Origin of the sequence: Wenyingzhuangia marina (genome assembly GCF_900130035.1) — a bacterium.
Classification (GTDB): domain Bacteria; phylum Bacteroidota; class Bacteroidia; order Flavobacteriales; family Flavobacteriaceae; genus Wenyingzhuangia; species Wenyingzhuangia marina.
This window is the reverse complement of record NZ_FQXQ01000001.1, coordinates 171,420-191,685: the sequence shown is the minus strand read 5'-3', so window position 1 is coordinate 191,685 and position 20,266 is coordinate 171,420. Positions and strand designations below refer to the sequence as shown.

The window sequence follows — 20,266 nt, the reverse complement described above, 5'->3', positions numbered from 1 at the left end:
AACAGCGCTTATTTTTGAGGTACTTTGTATATTTACGAGTTATAGTAATAGTTAATATCGATTAAAATACAAAAGTGAACAAGACAATAGTATTTGATGCAAATTTTACAGCTGGGGGAATATTCTTTAATGAATTTTCCTCACTTAGAGCATATTTGCTACATGAGGATTTTATAGAGTTGTTGAAGAGTGATATTGAAGAGAATAAAATATTAAGTGTTAATACTTTATCTGCTAGAAAAAGGATTGTTTCTGAAATCATCCGTAGATATAAAACAATGCCTCAAGGTTTTTGGGAGTTTTTCCAAAATTTAAATACACAAGAAACCAAACTTGCATTGTTTTACGTATGTTTAAAAACATATCCAATTGTATTAGACTTACATTTTAATACAACAGTTCGTATGCAAAAGTTGGGAGAATTTATAGATGATTATAAAATTCAAATGAGATTAGACGAATTAACAACAACTTCTGAAGAGGTTGCTTCTTGGTCTGCATCCACGTTAAAAAAAATAAACACTCAATACAGAAAAGCTTTAAAAGATGCCGAGTTGTTAAAAGACAAACAGCTTATCAAACCTTATGGAGTTTCGGAATCTTTTTGGACTTATTTTAATGCAAATAATGAATCTTGGTTCATAGAAGCCTGTTTTAACAATTAATAGATGACAATATCAGAATTATACGACAAGCTAGCTGATGATGGTTTCAAAGATTTTGAAACAGGAAATTTATTTTTTCCTGCCTATATGTACGTGTACAAAGCTGAAGAAGAATATCATATAAATCAAGAAATAGAGGATATCAAAAACAGATTACATCGTCCTACAAATTATTTAGATGTGATGATTTTAGATATTTATGAAGAATTTTTGGAGTATTTAAAACAGGCTAAAATGGCAAAAACCAACAAGTTTGAATTTTACATGCAACGTGAAAAAGACAAACAGGATGCTGTAGAAAAGTCTCTGTTTAAAGATGCCTACGACCCCAAGTTTTTAGAATATTTAAATACTAAAATTAAAAAGCATTTAGCAATTGAAGATAATTTTCAAAGATCTTATGTTTTTTTAAAAGGTTTTGGAAATGCATTCCCATACATACGCACAAGTAGGTTCTTTAACAATTTTGAAAAATATGTGAAAGGTTACAAACTGATTATGTTTTATCCCGGAGAGGCAAAAGAATACTATTCTCTTTTTGGATTGTTAAAAGATGAAAATTTATACAGAGCAATCAAGCTAATAAACGAATAAGAAAAAGATGTTATTAAAAGAAATATATGCTAGAAGCATTGATAGAGAAATCAATCCTGCGGTTGTAGTAAGTAATAAAGATCAAAGTACTATTGATGCTGAGATCAAAGAATATGTGTTTACCAAAGAGTTGATTGAAAAACTGTATATAATGATCAATACAGTATTGAATCAAAAATCTGGAAAAACTGGTATTTGGATCAATGGGTATTATGGTTCGGGGAAATCACACTTTATCAAATATGTACATTACTTGTTAGATAAGGAAACTACAGAAATAGCATTTACAGCTTTTGAAAAAGCGGTGAATGATGAATATGATGAGATGGCTGTAGATGCCAATCAAGATATTACGGTTAGCAATCTTCGTTTGTTAAAGAAAAAAGTATTGTCTACCAGTGCAGACAATATCATGTTTAATGTTGAGGATGAAACAGACGATGGAGATCAAGAGCGTTTAACACGTATTTTCCTAAACATGTTCAATCGTTTTAGAGGCTACAATTCTAATGATATTCCTTTGGCTTTGTTGTTGGAAAAGCAGCTAGACAAAAAAGGAGTATTTAAGGAGTTTAAAATTAAGGTGGAAGAAGAAACGGGTTTTAATTGGGAGGAAGATGCTGCTCAAGCGGCTGCTTTTCAGTTAGAAGATATTTTAGACATTGCAAAAGATTTATGCCCAGAAATAGACAAAGTGGCTTTGCATACAAAATTATCTAATCCCGAAACATTTAAAATTGGGATCAAAGCTAGTTTAATCCCAGAACTTCAAGAGTTTTTAAAAACAAAAGACAAAGACTACCGTTTGCTGTTTTTAGTAGATGAAGTTTCTCAATATGTAGGAACTAATAAAGAAATTCTGTTAAATTTTCAGAACATCATAGAGCGTGTAAGTAACGACTGTAACAACCAAGTTTGGATTGCCTGTACAGCACAACAAACCTTAGACGAAGTTTCTGAAAGTTCTGAGGGTGTAACGGATGTGAATGATGAATTTGGGAAGATTTTAGGTCGTTTTGATACTCGTATTTCTTTACAGAGTAACGATGCTTCTTACATAACACAACGTAGGGTATTAGATAAAAATAGTAATGGGATTGAGTATTTAACAGACTTGTTTCATCAGAACAAGGATTATATAGAAAACCAATTCAAGATCAATCACGATTTGTACAAAGGGTATAGATCAGAAGATGAATTCATTATTGGTTATCCTTTTATTCCTTATCAATTTAAGTTGATAGCTCATGTATTCGAAGCTTTTCAACAGTTACAATTTGTTATCAAACAAGTAAAAGACAACGAGCGTTCTATTTTAGGGATTACCCATTTTACTGCCAAGGAACATGCCAATGATCCTGTAGGTGGTTTTATGCCTTTTGATGCGTTTTACAATAAATCTTTAGAAACCAACTTAACCAATAGAGGTGCTAAGGCAATAGAAAATGCCATGCAATTACCGTATGTCCAAAAGAATCCTTTTGCCAAACGTGTAGTAAAAGTATTGTTTATGATTTCTAATTTGTTAGAAAACCAAAGACAAACATTCCCTTCTAATGTAGAAAACCTGGGAGTGCTGTTAATGGATACTTTGGATCAAAATAAAAAAGAACTCCAAAAAAATATCAATCAAGTATTGTCTCATTTGGTAGAGGAAAGCATTATTCGTGAAGAAAAAGGAAGTTTCTTCTTTTTTAACGAAGACGAAATGGATGTGCAAAAAATCATTAGTGGTCAAATTCTAGTATTAGAGGATCGCTTAACAACTTTTGACAAACTGATCAGGCCGTTAATGAGTATTTCTGCGAAAGTAACATTTGGACAAAATGATTTTAAAGTAGGTTATGGAGTTGAAGGGAAAGAGTTTTTGAGGAATGGAGATTTTAACATATCCGTTTTAATGTTAGACAACACTCCCTTAGAGCAAAAAGCCTTAGATGTTAACAAAAAAGACTTAGTTATTGCTGCAAATGAATGGTTTGCCAACGATAAAACCTTGCGTAAAGAGTTTGATTGGTACTGCCAAACTGAAAAATACTTTTTAACAAACCCTGGTGGTGGAACAGGAGATAGAAACAGAACTAACGAAAAGTTTAAGGAACGTAACAATGACTTGCTAAAAAAACTAACCTTAATTTTTAAGGATAAATTAACAGAAACTCGTTTTGTATCTCAAAATAGACTCGTAGAGAGTAGTGAAGTAAATGGAACTGTGGTTGCAGACCGTATTAGCAATGTCATTCAATTACATTTAGGGGGTATATACAACAAACATCTTTTATCTACTCAGTATGCACGTACACAGCAAGAGTTAAAAAAGTCAGTAGCAGATGCACAGGTTTTGTTTGATACTTTAGATCCTGCAGAGCAATTGGTCAATGATTTTATTACGCAACACAACAACCAAATTACAGTATATGATCTAATCAACTATTTTCAAAAAGAACCTTTTGGTTGGCGTTTTGAAGCCGTTTTAGACATATTAGTACATTTAGAGAAAAAGAAAAAACGTGAGTTTAAATACAAGGGACAGGAGCGTTACAATCGTGTAGATTTTATCAATAAAGCGGTTTCAACAGCAGAAAGAACTTCTTGTGAAGTGATTTCTAGTGAAGAGATAGATCAACAAACCTTAGTAGAGGTTGTAAATGCTTATAAAAACATCTTTAATCAAGTATTGGGAGGTGAGCAGGTTACTACAGATCAAAATAAATTGTACGATGATCTAATTGCAGCACTTAGAATTCAAGAAAAAAGGAATACAAATTTATATAGCAAATATGCCAAATATCCGTTTAGCAACATCTTTTCAAAAGTAAATAGTACGCTTCAGCAATGGGTACATATAACAGATCTTAAAAAATTATTCAAAAATATAATTGAAGAGCAGACTTTGCTAAAAGAGCAAATGGATCAGGCCAAATCCATTGAAGAATTTGCCCAAAGTAAAATAGCAAAGTACATAGATATTCAACATTTTGTTCGCGAGAATAATGAAAATTTCAAATTATTGACAAATGAGGAAATAGAAAAAGTTAAAAAAATAAACCACTTTTTTATTTTAGAAGATCCTCGTAAAGAATTTAGACACATTGTAAAGGCTGCTGAAGAATTAAAAGCGGCTTTAGAACAAAGAGCACAAGAGTTACAGAAACAAACAATAGATGCCTACCAAGAATTGTTTAAAGAATTGCATTCTGAAGCAGAAAAAAGAAAAGTGTCTACACAACACTATGCTGAGGAAGAATACATATTAAAAGGAATTCAAAATACAACGAGTCTTGGTGCCTTAAAAAACAAATATTTAGAGGCTAATAACTTTAAGTCAACAGAATTAAAAAAAATAGTACAAGCCACTCCTGTAGCCGTAGGTGATAAGGTTGCAGAAACTGAAAACTATTATGTAAGCAAAGGAGCATCAGTAATTACCAACGAAAAAGAACTAGAGGCTTATTTGTTAAAACTCCGTAGAGAAATGTTACAGTTGTTACAAAAGAATAAAAACATCATCATTAAATAAGCTATGAATACCAAAACATTTGCTCAAGAAGCTCGTAAAATTTTAATGCGTGGTGTAGCCAAACAATTGTTGTATTGGGGCTTTACAGAAAAAGGAGACCTACTAGAACAACCACAAAAAGTATCTGGAGGATATATATTTAGAGGACAAGCTTTTGATGATGCATCGGTACCTGCCTTGTGGCATGCTTTGGCAAAAGCCATAGATAAAAAAGGGGTAGAGGCAGTGGTAGAAGAAGCTGCTTATACTTGGTTCAACCGCATCATGGCATTGCGTATTTTGGCAAAAAATGGCTACGAAGAACCACAATTAGAAAACACTCCTGGTTTAGAACATACACCATTATTATTACAAAGAGCTCGTCAGGGGAAATACAGTTTTTTAAAAGCTGAGGAACAAGTTCGTTTGCAAAAAATATTGACAGACTACAGCAAAGATCAAGAAATTTTTGCCCTTTTGTTAAAAGGCTACTGCCACAGCCACCCAACATTACAGCGTGTATTTGGTAGAATAGATGATTATACCGAGCTATTGTTGCCAGACAACATGTTGCAAAACGATGGTTTTTTACACTTACTAAATACCACAGATGCCATTGCTGATGAAGACTACCAAAAGGTAGAATTGATTGGTTGGTTGTATCAGTTTTATATTTCTGAAAAGAAAGATGAAGTTTTTGCTTCTTTTAAAAAAAACAAAAAAGCCGAAGCGAAAGACATACCAGCAGCCACACAAATTTTTACACCCAATTGGATTGTAAAATACATGGTAGAAAACACAGCTGGTAAAATTTGGTTAGACAAAAACCCTAACAGTCCATTAAAGGACAGCATGAAATATTTGGTAGACGGTTCCCGTCATTCTGAACTTGTTTCAGAATCTCAGAACAGTAATGACACTGAGGCCACTGAGCGTAGTCGAAGTGTACTCGAATTGCAAAATGTCAGTTCGAGTGCGGAGCGTATCGAGAACTCAGAGAATGCATCTCAAAATATTGTCAGTTCGAGTGCGAAGCGTATCGAGAACACACCAATCATAAACTCCGTAGAAGACCTAACCCTAATAGACCCAGCTTGTGGTTCTGGTCACATTTTAGTAGAAGGTTTTAGCCTAATTTACCAAATGTACATGGAGGAATACTACGAGCCTGAAGAGGCTGTAGAAGCCATTTTTAAAAACAATTTATTTGGTTTAGACATAGATGATAGAGCAGCCCAACTAGCCAATTTTGCCATTTTACTAAAAGCGGCCAAAGTATATCCTAAAGTTTGGGAAACTACATGGCTACCCAATGTGCATGCCATGCCCGAGGCTGAAAATTTTAGCTACGAAGAAATTCGTGACTTTTTAGGGGAACAAGGAGAGGTTTATACGGATGAGTTGGCAACAGCTTTACAAATAATGAAAGAGGCCAAAAACTTAGGTTCTGTAATGCAGTTCAACCTAAGTACAGAAGCCAGAGACTTTATAACAAAACGTTATGTTACACTAACCAAGCAAGAGTTTATAGACTTTAACCTAGAAGCTATTTTGCAAAAAGCCAAAGCTTACATACCTGTATTGTTGGCTTTAACAAAAAAATATACGTCTGTAGTAGCAAACCCACCTTACATGGGACAAAAGAGTATGAATGCGGATTTAAAAAATTATGTAAATACGCATTATCCAACAACAAAATCTGATTTAATGACGATTTTTATGGAGGTGATACCAAACATGACTAAAGATAATTCTCGTTTTGCATTGATTAATTTACCTTCTTGGTTATTTTTATCTTCTTTCGAAAAAATCAGAAAGAACTATTTAGATAATTTCACTTTTGATAGTTTACTACATATGGGGCGTGGTATTTTTGGAATTGACTTTGGTTCTGTAGCGTTTGCTATTAAAAAAACTAAGTCTGAAAATGCTTTGGGTAGTTACTTTAGATTACACGAACGTAATTTTCAACACATTCAATACAAAGACATTGAAAAGCTATTTTTATATAGCAATGGAAAAGAAAAATATAAATACGATTTCAATCTCTACCGTGGTGAAGAAGGTATTACAGAGATTCCAAAAAATGGAACTTTAGATGGTAAAAAGTTGTTTTATCCAAACATCCCCCAAACCAACTTTTCCAAAATACCAGGCAGCCCTATTGCGTATTGGGTGAGTGAGAATATTTATAATCAATTTAAGAATGAAAAATTATTAAATGATACTGGAAATGCGGTAAAAGGGTTAGATACATGTAATAATGAAAGATTTGTCAGATTATGGCATGAAGTAGTTAAGAATAAAATAAGTTTTTTTTCAAAAGGAGATAATACTGATTACAAGTGGTTTCCGTATTTGAAAGGTGGTGGTCAGAAAAAGTGGTATGGCTATTTTGATGAAATAGTATTATGGGAAAATAATGGAGATGAAATTAAGAACTATAGAAATCCTGATGGCTCAATTAAATCTCGTCCCCAAAATATTAAATATTATTTCAAAAAAGGTATTACTTGGTCTAGTATAAGTAGTGGATCCTTTGCAGTAAGGTTTATGAATAATTCTATTTTTGGAGGAGGAGGTAGTGCTTTGTTTACAAAATCTATAATTGATGAATATCTAATGGGACTTTTGAATAGTAAAATTGTCTCATATTTTTTATTAGTATTTAATCCAACTTTTAATTTTTTAGTAGGTGATTTAAAGAAAATACCAATATTACATTTTAAAGAAAATTGGGTTAAAGGTTTGGTAGTAAAGAATATTAATGTATCAAAAAAAGACTGGGACTCAAAAGAAACCTCATGGGATTTTGAACAGTCTCCTTTATTAAACAACCAAACCAATTTAGAAGCAAGTTATAAAGCTTGGCAAAAAAATGTAACCAAAGACTTTTTTCAGTTACATGCCAATGAAGAAGAACTCAACCGTATTTTTATAGATATTTATGGCTTGCAAGAGGAGTTAACTCCAGAAGTAGCCTTAAAAGACATTACCATTTTACAAGAAGAACTAAATGCTAAAGATTTAGAAAAGTTAGAAGTCACTTTTAAAGAACAAGGTGCAGAAGCTATAGCACTACCTATTAATAAAGCAGAAGTCATAGCTCAGTTTATTTCTTATGCTATGGGTGTATTTATGGGTCGTTACCGTTTAGACAAACCAGGGTTAAACATTGCACATCCAAATCCTACCAAAGAAGAATTGGCTAGTTACAGTTATAATGAGCAAGAAATCATCATAGACGAAGATGCTATCATACCTATAATGGGAACCGCTTGCAATTTTCCAGACGATGCCTTGCAACAAATAAACCACTTATTAGATACCTTGTGGGGAGCAGAAACACGTATAGAAAACAGCAACTTTATACAAGATTGTTTAAACAAAGACTTAGAAAAATATTTGGTAAAAGACTTTTACAAAGATCATTGTAGCAGATATAAAAAGAAACCTATTTATTGGTTGTTTAGTTCACCCAAAGGAGCGTTTCAAGTATTGGTATACATGCACCGTATGAATGCTTTTACCGTAGAAAAAATACGTGCCAATTATTTGTTAGAACACATCAATCATATAACATCCGAAATAACGGTGTTAGAAAAGAATTCAGCCAATTTAAGCACAGCAGAAAATAAAAAGTTAGACCTGTTGCGCAAACAATTGATAGAATGTGAAAACTATGATGTGGAATTAAAAGACATGGCAGATGCACAAATTGTCTTAGATCTAGACGATGGTGTAACTGTAAATTACAAAAAGTTTGAAACTGTAGTGGCTAAGATAAAGTAGTATGATAGAAGAGAAAGCACTTACCTATTTTAATAATTTCCCAGATCTAAAAATTCTGTTCTTTTTTGATGAACAAAAAGAGTTTTTGGAAGAAGTACAGAAACTGTCAACCAATGTGTTTAAGGTGGTGTACTGGGAAAACAATCCTTTTGTATTAAAATATCAGTTAACTCAAGAAATGCAACATGAAAAAATATTCTTGTATGTACCTTTAGCACAACCCAATACCCAAGAAGCTTATCATGCGTTTCCTTTAATGGGCTTATTGTTGGCTAACAAAGAGTTACAGTTAGATAACGTGGGTACGTTTATGGAAGAATTTGGTTTGCAACGCAATCAAAAAAGGTTGGTGAGCAAATACATCAAAGAGCTAAAATACAGTTCTGTACAAAACATTTGCAAACCGGTGTTAACATCAGGTAGTTTTCAAGAAAAAGACTTGCAAAGAGCTTTGTTATCTGCATTTCTAAAGTTTAAAAAAACAGAAAATTGGTATTCAATCATTACCAAATTGGGTATTTGGTCTCAAGAAGAATATCAAGAGCAGTTTAAAACGGTTGAGAATAAAATAAAAGCTAATGGTTTAGAAGAGATCCTTTTGGAGCAAATAAATAAGTATACCAACTTGTATGCTACAGAATTTTGTAAAACTATATGCAGACAGGCAATATGTAGTTTATGGTACAATTATACTACTCAAAACAGCAACCTAGCCAAAGAAGATCCTTACCAAAAATTAAAAATAAATGATGCTACAAGTATTATTAAGACGAACCAATGGTGGCAAGAAATAGAGAATAATGAAAGTTTAGAAAAACCATTCAAAACTCTGTTGTTGCATTTAGATAAAGATATTCAAAGTCAACAACTGGTTAAGTGTTATGGAGTAGAAACCAAATTTCAATATTATACACCACAATTAGTGTGGGAAGTATTAAAGGTAATTACGTTGCAATTAAATACCCAAACATCAGAAGTATTAGAAATCATCAACAGGTTAAGTTTACAGCAGGAAATTAAAAATACTGAAAGACAAACTATTGTTTGGTTACGTCATGTGTTAAAATTTTCGCAAGAAATTCAACAAATAGAAAGTTACCATTACAATAACACGGAAGATTATATCCATGCATACACAGAAACAGGATACAAAATAGACAGTTTGTATAGAAAATCTATTTTGGCTTACAAAAAAATAGACCTGGCTGAAGTACCAAAGAGTGTTGCAACAGAAGATATTTTTAGAACAGTAAATGAAACATATCAAAAACATATAGATCTACAAAATAGGACTTGGTTACAATCTTTAAATCAAATACATTTTGATTACAAAGAATTAAAAGTACCCAAACAGTATGATTTTTATAAAAATGAAGTGGCTACTGTAAATCAAAAACTAGTAGTGATCATTTCAGATGCATTGCGTTACGAAGCTGCAGTAGACTTGTTAGCCATAATGCATGGGGATTCTAAAAACACAGCAGAAATAAAATATCAATTAGCCTCAATTCCTTCTAAAACGAATATAGGTATGGCTCAATTATTACCAGGAATCAAATCATTTAACAATGGAGAGGTGTTGAGTGATGATTTGTCAACATCTGGAACAGATAATCGAACCAAAATTTTACAGGCTTACAAAGAAAAAGCGATAGCAATTCAATATACCGAAGTAGATAGTTTATCTCAGAAAGAAGCAAGAGAATTGTTTAAAAACAACCTAGTGTATATTTACCACGATGTAATTGATGCTACGGGAGACAAACGAGTATCTGAACGTAGGACGTTTGAAGCAGTAGAAAGTGCTAAAGATGAACTAGCTAAATTTGTAAAGATGCTTCATAGTTCTTACAATGTAACCAATGTGCTAATAACGGCAGATCATGGTTTTTTATATACAGATGAAAAAATAGAAGACAAAGCTCTAGAAGCATTGCCTAAAAATATTTTGAGTTCTCATAATAGATTTTTTATAACCGAAGAAGATCATAACCAGGAGTTAGGGTACACATTTCCACTAAAATTAACAACAGCTTTTGATGATGAGGTGTATGTTACCACACCTTTTTCTGTAAATAGATATCGAAAATCAGGAGTGGGACATCAATTTGTACATGGCGGTGCTAGTTTACAGGAATTGGTAACTCCTGTAATTGTGAGTAGTAGAAAACGCGTGGAGTTTGCTAAAAAAGTAATGCCTACGATTTTAAATAAAGGAAAATTATCGATAGTTTCTAATGTGTTGAAATTTAATATTTTACAAGAAAATGAGATTTCTAAATTAGAAAAAGAACGTAGTGTAAGAGTAGCATTATACAAAGACAATCAGTTAGTTTCTAACGAAATAATCTTAGAGTTAAATAAAGTATCAGAATCTCCTTCAGAAAGATTATTCAATGTGTTGTTGATTATTACGGCAGTAGCAGCTGAAACGAATATGTTAAAATTAAAAGTATTTGATGTTGAGGATGAACTAAATCCATTGATTGAGGAATGGGTTCAAAACAACACTTCGATAGCACAAGATTTTTAGACTATGGAATTAAAAGAAAAAATAATTCTTCATTTTGAAGGAAAGGTAGTACGTAAAGATTTAACGGCATTGGTCAAAGGAAATAACCCTGTGCCTGCTTATGTATTAGAGTTTTTATTAGGACAGTACTGTGCCATTGATGATGAAGAAATCATTAAACAAGGGGTTGATAAAGTACGTACCGTAATTAAAGATAATTACGTACACCGTTCCGATGCTGAAACAGTAAAACACAAAATTAGATCTCAAGGAACCTACAAAATTATAGACAAAATAAATGTTCATCTTAATGATGGTGCTGCTAATGTGTATGAAGCTCAGTTTGCCAATTTAGGGATTAGTAAAATTCCTATTGCAGAAAACATGGTTTCCAACAATCCTAAGTTATTAAGTGGAGGAGGAGTATGGTGTATTTTAACCATGGCTTATTCTCATGATGAAGAAGCATCTGTCCGTTGGTTAGTAGTTGATTTAAAACCAATACAAGTTGCCAATGTTAACTTGGAAGAATATATAGATAAAAGAGCAGCTTTTACAGCAAGTGAATGGACGGATTTATTGATGCACAGTATTGGGTTAAAACCTGAATATTTCAATCAACGAGATAAGTTTATTCAATTGTCTCGTTTGATTCCTCATGTAGAAAATAATTACAATTTTATAGAACTAGGACCTAAAGGTACAGGAAAGTCACATATCTTTTCTGAATTATCTCCACATGGTGTGTTGGTTTCTGGAGGAGATGTATCCAAAGCTCGTTTGTTTGTAAACAATACAGGAAGAGGAGCTATTGGTTTAGTGGGGTATTGGGATGTAGTTGCCTTGGATGAGTTTGAACAAGAAAAAGGTTCTAAAAGAACGGATGGAGATTTGGTAAAAATCATGCAGAACTACATGGCGAATCAAAGCTTTAACCGTGGTAAAGAAACCTACCAAGCAACAGCTTCTATGGCCTTTGTAGGAAACACCAAACACAATGTTCCTTACATGTTAAAAAACTCACACCTGTTCGAATCTATTCCTGAAGGCTATATAAAAGGAGCTTTTTTAGATCGTATGCACATGTATGTACCAGGTTGGGAAGTGCGTATTTTAAAAAGTAACGTGTTTTCTAATGAGTATGGTTTTATTGTGGATTACATAGCAGAATTGCTCCGTGAACTTAGAAAGTATGATTATGCAACCATTTTAGATGAATATGTAATCTTAGACGGTTCTTTAACAACCCGTGATAAAACAGCTATTCGTAAATCATTCTCTGGAATGATGAAGTTATTGTACCCTCATAAACAAGTTTCAGAAGAAGAAGCTTTGGTAGTGCTTGATTTTTGTATGGAAGGACGTAAACGTGTCAAAGATCAATTGTATATTATAGATGAAACGTTCAAGGCAGAGCCAGTGGAGTTTTCTTATAAAATCAATAGTTCTGGTAAAGTAGTGATTTCTGAAACTTTAGAAAATTTAAATTATAAGGCAGAGCTCCAGGTACAAGAAGAGGAAGAAGAACAAACAACACAAGAAACTAGTCAAGAACCTATTTTAAATTTAAAACCACATCAACAAATTCTAAAGGACAACCAAACGGGAATTTCTTATAAAAAATTGTTTGCAAACTATTTAAAAGGAGCTTTTAATCTTACATTACAAGATCCTTATATCCGATTGCCTTATCAATTTAAAAATTTATTAGAATTTTGTGTGATGTTAGGGTATAATAAAGATCCTGAAGTAGAAATAAATTTAGAAGTTATAACATGGAATAACGAAGAATACCAACAAGATTCAATCGCTTATTTAGAAGAACTGGCAGAAACGGTTCAAGAATTAGGAATTCACTTAACATATAGATTAGAACATCATCATGATCGTTTTATTGCAGCTGATAATGGGTGGAAGATTACTTTAGGTAGAGGCTTGGATATTTTTGAAAAAATAGAAGGACGATTTAACATAGCAGATGTAGATCAAAATAGAAGAAAATGTAAATCTTGTGAGATGACTTACTTGAAAATATGATAACAATAATGTTTGTTTAGATTACAAAATAATAGTGATATTTAAAAACCCTATGCAGTTTACTGTATAGGGTTTTTAAGTCTATTTCAGTTGCGAAAATAGATTGCATACCTAAGCCCTTTCTTTGTGTCATTATTAATTCAAACAAATATTGACATGAAAAAAACAATGACAATTTTAGCAATCCTAATTACTTTCACAGGATTTTCTCAAGAAAAAATAAGTAGTTATTCTTCTACGTATTTAGATGGTAAAGAATTCGATATCAACGCTTCTAAAGGGAAGAAAGAAGGAGACTACACCTACTACATTGATGTATACTCTAGAGAGAGTTATACAAAAAGTATAGCTTTAAGCATAGACATTAAAGACATTGATAAATTTACTACCTCTTTATCTATGGCCAAAGACAAGCTGAGTACTTGGTCCAAAACAGCGATTGAGAACAACGTTACCTCTTTAGACAAAACAATGGAGCATATAAAATTCAACAGTCCTGTTGCTTTTTACTATGGTTCAAAATGGCAGTTCGATTTTAGCGTAAATTACCTTTTTAGAGCTAAAATTATCGATGGACAAATGTACTTAATCATTCAAAATAAGAATGAATTGGTATCTAGTAGCAATCAATTTATGGATACCAAAGGTTTTTTATTGGTATTCTCTTCAGTGGATGAAATTGATGAATTTGTCAAAGCTTTAGACAAACAAAAAGTAATTCAACATTTTAATGTTCAAGAAAACACAGAGGAATTATTCAATTAAAAAAATCACAAAGATGTCTGAAAAGAAATTTAAAATACTAAGTATTGATGGAGGTGGTATTAAGGGAATTTTTCCTGCTAAGTTTTTAACCTGTTTAGAAGAAGAAATAGGTGAGGGACAAATACATAAACACTTTGACTTAATATGTGGTACATCCACAGGAGGAATCATTGCTTTAGCATTGTCTTTAGGAATTCCTGCAAAAGAAATATTAAAACTTTATCAGGAAAATGCGAAAATAATTTTTGGTTCTCAAAGCTATAATTGCTTTAAGAATCCTAAATATAATAATAGAGCTTTAGAAAATTTAATAAGAACTATTTTTAAAAAGTACCATGACAAGGATGAGGATCCTAGAATAAATGATGCTTTAAAAAAAGTAAAATTATTAATACCAATATACAATTTGTTAGATGGTGGCACACAAGTATTAAAAACCCCACATACAAGTGATTTAATGATAGACAAACATGTACCAATGTTTATGGCAGCCATGGCAACGGCTGCAGCACCAACTTATTTTAATGCCTATTCTAATACGTTTAAACGTATAGATTCAGAAATAGTAGAAGATTTTTCTAATAAAGTAGATGGTGGGGTATATGCAAACAATCCAAGCATGTTAGGAATTATTGAAGCCACAACTAGACTAGAACAAAAGTTAGAAAATGTCCAATTACTGTCTTTGGGTACGGGGCAATATAAGTATGAAGAAGCAAAGTCTAAAAAAATGTGGTCAACAATGTATTGGATCAATAAAAAAAGAATTTTAGAACTTTTTATGCAAAGTCAATCTCAGTTGGTTCATAACTCTGTGAACATTTTAAATAAATTTCATGAAGACTTTATATACAAGCGTATTGATATAGACTTCAATCATAATTTTAAAGTTGAAATGGATGATACTGATCCAGTGATATTAAAATCATTATCTGAAAAATCTGCAAGGAAATTTCAGATAGAAGGTGCTGAGGTAATGAAATTTTTTTGTGAGGAAAATCTAAGTAATAAATAAATTTTAAAAGAAAAAGGAATGGCAAACTGTAACAAACTATTTTTAGATTATAATGAAAATCTAACGATTAAAAAGACCAAACGTGATAAATTAAAGGATTCTAAGGAAGTATTAAGGACTAGAATTCGTAAATATTTTAAAGACAAACACCCAGAGTACAAACCTGAATTTTACATTCAAGGTTCTTACAAAATGGGGACAACTATTTTAACCAAAGACAATGAATGTGATTTGGATGATGGAGTCTATTTTAAAAGAGAAGCGGATGTAACTGCTACCACACTTCAAAAATGGGTGAAAGATGCACTAGACGGTGCTACAACAACCCCTGTAGAGCATAGAGCAAAATGTTTAAGAGTCATTTACAAAGAGGATTACCATATAGACTTTCCCGTTTATATATTTCCAGAGGAGGATGACCATCCTTCAATTGCTGTTAAGAATAATGATTTTGAAGAAAGTGACCCAAAAGAGGTAGTGGATTGGTACAAAGAAGAGAAAAGTAAAAGTGACCAATTGAATAGAATTGTAAAATATCTAAAAGGTTGGGGAGATCACAAAAGAAACAAAATGCCGAGTGGTTTAGCCATGACAATTTTAGCTGCTGAAAATTTAATTACGGATGAACGTGATGATATTTCTTTAAAAGAAACATTGATGAAGATTCAAGAAGTGTTGGAAGCTGATTTTACATGTGTAGTTCCTGCAACACCAGGAGATGATTAATTTGATAGTTATGATAGTGTTAGAAAAAATAATTTTTTAACCAATTTAGAAAACTTTATAGAAGATGCTAAAAAGGCTATTGATCAAGAGTCAAATCAATTAAAAGCGAGCAAGCTTTGGAGAAAACATCTAGGAGATAATTTTCCATTAGGAGCAGATGAGGATACCAATGCTAAAGAAACAGCTTTAAGAGCAGTTTCAGCGAATATTTTAGCAGGTAATGTATATGCACAAAGCGATGGGGATTTAAATTTAAATACATCTGGGGTGAAAAACAAACCTCATACAAACTTTGGAGGTCATGAAGTTTCATAAAAACAGAGCTAAGTCTCAAAATCAAAACCTTCCTTTAAGAGTTATTTTGATTAGAGAGAAAAAAATAATAGAAGCAGCTTATAGCTTTTTGTCTTGTTCAATAAAACAAGGAAAATTAGTATGTATAGGTAAAATAAAACCTACTGAGTATTCAACAGAATATACTGTTAAAATTGTGTACGATGCTATATCTAGTCCAAAAGTGTTTGTTGTAGATCCTTTGATAGAATATCACGATGACATTCATATGTATCCAAAGGATAATTGTTTATGTTTATATCATCCCAAAACAGATAATTTTTATTGGAACTCAAAAAAAGACAGCATTCATGACACTATTATTCCTTGGGCTTTAGAATGGTTTGTTTATTATGAATTATACCTAATATCAGGTAAATGGGAACATCCATTTAAACCTCATAAAATCTCAAAATAATACAGCCTGTTATTTATAGCAGACAGTCTTAAAATCGAGTTATTCCTAATATTTAGAATTTAAACTCATTAAAATTGAGATAGAAGAAAAATCACAAGAGATTCAAAATTTAATCTCTATTTACACGAAAGGAAGTTTAGAGAATATTTAGAGTATCGAGAACTACTAAATGAAAGAGTTTTTTCTAGTGATGAGTTAGATATTTGTGCTACTTATTTAAAAAATCAAACGAAGTTTAAAAAATTATGTGCAGATGAAGAAGTTTTTATAATCAAAGACCTTCATTTACAGAGGTATATCGATCAATTGTATTTTAATAAAAAATTAAAATTTAAGATATTAGAGATATAATAATGTCAAATAATCTTTATACATAGATGAATTTATACACGGTAAAGCGGTGTTCCTCCTTCAATCGTCAGCAAACAACCCCGCCAAAGTAAATAGCACTTTTTTTAAGCACTTCTATTAATTTTAATGTTTAAAAAAAGAGCTATTTTACATTCCATGTGCCTGAAGGCACTTTGTCACGGTTGTTGCGTTCCTCAATCAGTCCTCACGGCAATTCCTTTGTCTGCTTTTGTCACTTAACTTCATTCACACTCATGGCTTCGGTTCATTTCGTTCAGCCACAACACAGCCAACCATTGCCATAATTTTAGCTCGCCTTGCAGGTCGCTACGGGCTGCGGGTACTTGATTGTGTTGCCTCCGCCTTTTTGCCAACCACATCATCCAACATACAGGCTCTAGCAATGAATTCGGTACCCTTGTGTATTGTTCCGTTTCTCTCTAGGTTTTTGTTTGAAAAAATACAAAAACCTGCCTTTCAACTCCACACATAGCTGCAAACCACATTCGTACCTCATGCTCTTTTTGCACCACCCGTTGCTCCACTCGCAAGGCGGCTCGCTATCGCTTGGTCAGTGTTCGCAAACCGTTCGTTCCTCTCTCATTGCAACCAATGCCCACCGTTTGGCTCAAGGCTGTTTTACCTCATTACAGTCCAATGAAAATTCATTAATTAAAAGAAATCTCATTTTTAATTTAACGAAAGTTTACAATTCGAATTTCCCATGTGCTTGCGGTCGGTATTAACTTTTAATATCATTGGATTGTTTAAAATTTACCCATCTCAGCACCCCACAGCAAGAGGTTTTCCACTCCACTGCGTTGCATTACAAACCACTTGCTTTATGCCTTTTTAAAGAGAGAAATTATTTAAATAAAAAAGCATGCAAATATCGTTGCTTTCCTCCAGCCAACGCTCAACACTATCAAGGTCAAGCCCTATGGGTTTTGAAAAAAACTTTGAAAAGTATTTTCTTAATCAACCAACATAATACACCAAACTTTTTACCAAAAACCTTGACAGCATCTGCCACAGCAACAATGATATAGGCATCTTTTTTCTCCAAAAAAATATTGTTGCGGAACGCAGTGTAGCAACTTTAATTGGATAGCTATGCACTTTTTTGAAATCAAAACCCACCGAGTAGGGATGACCTACGACCAACCACACTTTTTTATTTTAAACAAAGGACTGAACAGCGGTAAACCGCTTTACAATCCTTGTCCGAACTGCTTTGTGGTGACCACCACAACAGAAGAGGATAAAAACACTTTATTTCATTTATCAATAATGCTTCAAATAGGCGGTTTTTTCGCCTATTATTTAAAAGGGAGTGTAATTCCATTTATAGGCATAAATGATTGTTCTAAGACCTTAAAACATGGTTTGTCTTTGAGTGCTGAGGTTGTTAAACATATACAAATCATTAAAACCCTAAATCAAGAACAAATCAGGCTTACACAAATGCTTTCTAAAATAGACCAACTAAAACAAGCTTATATACAATCTTGTTTTTCTCAAAAGAAAAATGAAATAAACACATAAAAAAATCTCCTGATCTAAAAGACCAGGAGACTTTAATATTTTGCCAAAAGCCAATAGCTAAAGGCTAACAACTAGAAGTTACTTCTTAAAAATCTTACGTAACAGGAGGGAGACAAAAAAGCTGACCACCGCTCCAATCACCGCCATGATGATAGTGAAGTAAACATCGTGTAGTTTGATATTCGCTAGGGTGGTAAACAATGTACCTCCAAATACAGTTGATTTTAATTGAAGATTTCCCATAGCTTTTTAGTTTTTATCTGACACCACAGCTTGACTGACCGCAGTGGCTACCGTTCCGGCAACTGCTACATACCCTGCAATGCTAATCACTGCAGCAGGCAATGCAATTGGGGCAGCCAAAATGGCCCCACTTGCAGCTGCAAGAGCCAATCCAATATTTCTAAGTTTTCTGAAAAACTTTGGTGTCGGTTGTGTAATTCTATCTTGAATGTTCATAAGTTCTAAGATTTTATAATGAGTTTAACGGTTTCATTTCTGTCAAATGCTTGATAACATTTAGAAACCAATTTGTTTAATAAATTTCTGGAAGAAGTACCTTTTCCAATGCCTGATAAACAGGTTACAGGAGCGATACAACCTCTTAATTCTTTAAGGGCATCATTGGCAGGATGAATTAAAATAAGTGTCCTATTTTTAACATTTTCCAAAATCAAATGATGTCCAAATTTTTGTGAATACCTAGCTTTTAATACATAGACTCCTTCTGGAATACAAGAAACATTTCTACGATTATTTAACCAGGGCAACTCGATACAGAATCCAAAAAAAGAATCATGGATAAAGAGAGCACCGTTGGTACTCTCTTTAAAATAAGTTCTATGTAAATATATATCCATGTACTTACACTTTATCAGCAACTTTGATTGCTAAAGCATTGTAAGAACCATTTTTCAATGGATACATTTCACCATTTACTTCTTGATAGAATTCAACACCTAAAACTTGTACAATTGGAAGTACAGAGTTTGCAGGAGCTGAAGCAGTCAAGTCAATGATAGCAGTATCATTACCATCGTATGGTAAAATAGCTGTTTCATCATTGTCAAAGGCGAATGTTTCATTTTCAAAGTCTAACTCAGCCACACCAGTCACAATTTTAAAGTGAGTAGTTCCAGAAGGACCTGCAATGTGAGTGGTAGGAGTGAAGACAGGAATGTTTACCGTAGCTTCTCCAGTAGCTCTATCAAAAGCATTAGTAAAAGCAGCAAACATAGTTGCACCCAATTTCCCGTTGATGTTGAATTCAAAATTCAATAATTGGTTAAAGATTCCATCTTGAATGGTTCTTAGACCACGAGCATTGGTAGTGTCAGTTTTGACTACTTTTAAGATTGCAGTAGTCAATCTACTAGAAACACGTCTGTCTTTAGCTTTCTGTAAAAGAATACGAATTGCGTTTCTTAAAAGCTTTCCACCTTTACCAGCGGTTCCAAATTCAGAACCGTTTTCACGAGTTCTTTGAAAAGCAGGATCGTTTTTGATACGTTGTGCATCAATTCCACCTTTAGCACGAGCCAAATGTCCATCTGTTGTTTTGTAAAAAGAAATATCTCCGATAGTTCCTTTTAGTTTGATAATACCTGTTTGTTTTGCCATAATACTATGATTTTAAGATTTATAGCAAAAGAATTGTTATCTTATATAAGATTCAAAAACAGAGTGTTATACAAGCCGTTAAAGGTCATTTGTTCCGATATACGACATAGATGCCGTATATTTACGGTATAGATAAAGCATAGTTAAAGTATTAAACCATGAAAATAATAAGAGCATGTATATATCCAAAAGATGTTCAGTGTATTACGGGTAGGAGTGAACGCTATGGAAGGAAACTTTTAAGAGACATTAGAGCTTACTTTGGAAAGGCAGAACACCAATTTATCACTTCTGAAGAATTCGCTGAATATAGTGGTATAGACGTAGAAATTATCAATCAATATTTGAAGCAAGTTTCATAAAATTTAACACTATTTGTATTGATTTATAGAGT

General features: G+C 32.8%; 15 protein-coding genes. 12 read left to right on the top strand and 3 right to left on the bottom strand.

From position 1 onward, the window contains the following. Window positions 1-74: 74 nt before the first annotated feature. From BUB70_RS00745 to BUB70_RS00695, 11 genes are all read left to right on the top strand, one after another. Entirely contained in the window at window positions 75-665 is a 591-nt protein-coding gene (locus tag BUB70_RS00745; protein WP_073117774.1) for a BrxA family protein, read from the top strand. 3 nt (window positions 666-668) lie between these two features. After that, window positions 669-1,259 carry a BREX protein BrxB domain-containing protein gene (locus tag BUB70_RS00740; protein WP_073117773.1) on the top strand — a complete coding sequence of 197 codons (591 nt, stop codon included), beginning with the start codon at window positions 669-671 and terminating at the stop codon, window positions 1,257-1,259. Between the two features lie 7 nt (window positions 1,260-1,266). Further along, complete coding sequence (gene brxC, locus BUB70_RS00735) at window positions 1,267-4,779, top strand: BREX system P-loop protein BrxC (protein ID WP_073117772.1); 3,513 nt, start codon at window positions 1,267-1,269, stop codon at window positions 4,777-4,779. A gap of 3 nt (window positions 4,780-4,782) precedes the next feature. Beyond that, window positions 4,783-8,550, top strand: coding sequence for a BREX-1 system adenine-specific DNA-methyltransferase PglX (pglX, locus tag BUB70_RS00730; protein WP_073117771.1), 3,768 nt, complete (start codon window positions 4,783-4,785; stop codon window positions 8,548-8,550). A 1-nt stretch (window position 8,551) separates the two neighbouring features. After that, entirely contained in the window at window positions 8,552-11,083 is a 2,532-nt protein-coding gene (pglZ, locus tag BUB70_RS00725) for a BREX-1 system phosphatase PglZ type A (protein ID WP_073117770.1), read from the top strand. A gap of 3 nt (window positions 11,084-11,086) precedes the next feature. After that, complete coding sequence (gene brxL / locus BUB70_RS00720; RefSeq protein ID WP_073117769.1) at window positions 11,087-13,099, top strand: BREX system Lon protease-like protein BrxL; 2,013 nt, start codon at window positions 11,087-11,089, stop codon at window positions 13,097-13,099. A 156-nt stretch (window positions 13,100-13,255) separates the two neighbouring features. Next, entirely contained in the window at window positions 13,256-13,864 is a 609-nt protein-coding gene (locus BUB70_RS00715) for a hypothetical protein (protein WP_073117768.1), read from the top strand. A 13-nt stretch (window positions 13,865-13,877) separates the two neighbouring features. Then, window positions 13,878-14,879: a CBASS cGAMP-activated phospholipase gene (locus BUB70_RS00710; RefSeq protein WP_159431400.1), complete on the top strand. Its 1,002-nt coding sequence runs from the start codon at window positions 13,878-13,880 to the stop codon at window positions 14,877-14,879. A gap of 18 nt (window positions 14,880-14,897) precedes the next feature. Further along, on the top strand, window positions 14,898-15,605 hold the full coding sequence (locus BUB70_RS00705) for a cyclic GMP-AMP synthase DncV-like nucleotidyltransferase (protein ID WP_143155212.1): 708 nt from the start codon (window positions 14,898-14,900) through the stop codon (window positions 15,603-15,605). Window positions 15,606-15,906: 301 nt separating this feature from the next. Next, window positions 15,907-16,356, top strand: a complete 450-nt coding sequence (locus BUB70_RS00700) for a type II CBASS E2 protein (RefSeq protein WP_084730125.1) — start codon at window positions 15,907-15,909, stop codon at window positions 16,354-16,356. A gap of 1,464 nt (window positions 16,357-17,820) precedes the next feature. Beyond that, window positions 17,821-18,252, top strand: a complete 432-nt coding sequence (locus tag BUB70_RS00695; protein ID WP_073117766.1) for a DUF6943 family protein — start codon at window positions 17,821-17,823, stop codon at window positions 18,250-18,252. Window positions 18,253-18,501: 249 nt separating this feature from the next. On the opposite strand, the gene BUB70_RS00690 is transcribed toward BUB70_RS00695, so the two are convergent. Genes BUB70_RS00690 through BUB70_RS00680 form a run of 3 tightly spaced genes read right to left on the bottom strand, consistent with a single transcriptional unit; the run spans window position 18,502 to window position 19,872 of the window. Further along, window positions 18,502-18,711 (bottom strand): hypothetical protein, encoded by a 210-nt coding sequence (locus BUB70_RS00690; protein ID WP_073117765.1) that lies wholly within the window; start codon window positions 18,709-18,711, stop codon window positions 18,502-18,504. Between the two features lie 5 nt (window positions 18,712-18,716). Continuing rightward, window positions 18,717-19,112 (bottom strand): DUF5675 family protein, encoded by a 396-nt coding sequence (locus tag BUB70_RS00685; RefSeq protein WP_073117764.1) that lies wholly within the window; start codon window positions 19,110-19,112, stop codon window positions 18,717-18,719. A 4-nt stretch (window positions 19,113-19,116) separates the two neighbouring features. Then, window positions 19,117-19,872 carry a hypothetical protein gene (locus BUB70_RS00680; RefSeq protein ID WP_073117763.1) on the bottom strand — a complete coding sequence of 252 codons (756 nt, stop codon included), beginning with the start codon at window positions 19,870-19,872 and terminating at the stop codon, window positions 19,117-19,119. 158 nt (window positions 19,873-20,030) lie between these two features. Between BUB70_RS00680 and BUB70_RS00675 the strand changes: the two genes are divergently transcribed. Beyond that, the gene (locus BUB70_RS00675) at window positions 20,031-20,234 is read left to right on the top strand and encodes a hypothetical protein (protein WP_073117762.1); all 204 of its coding nucleotides are present in this window, start codon (window positions 20,031-20,033) and stop codon (window positions 20,232-20,234) included. The last annotated feature ends 32 nt before the right edge of the window (window positions 20,235-20,266 follow it).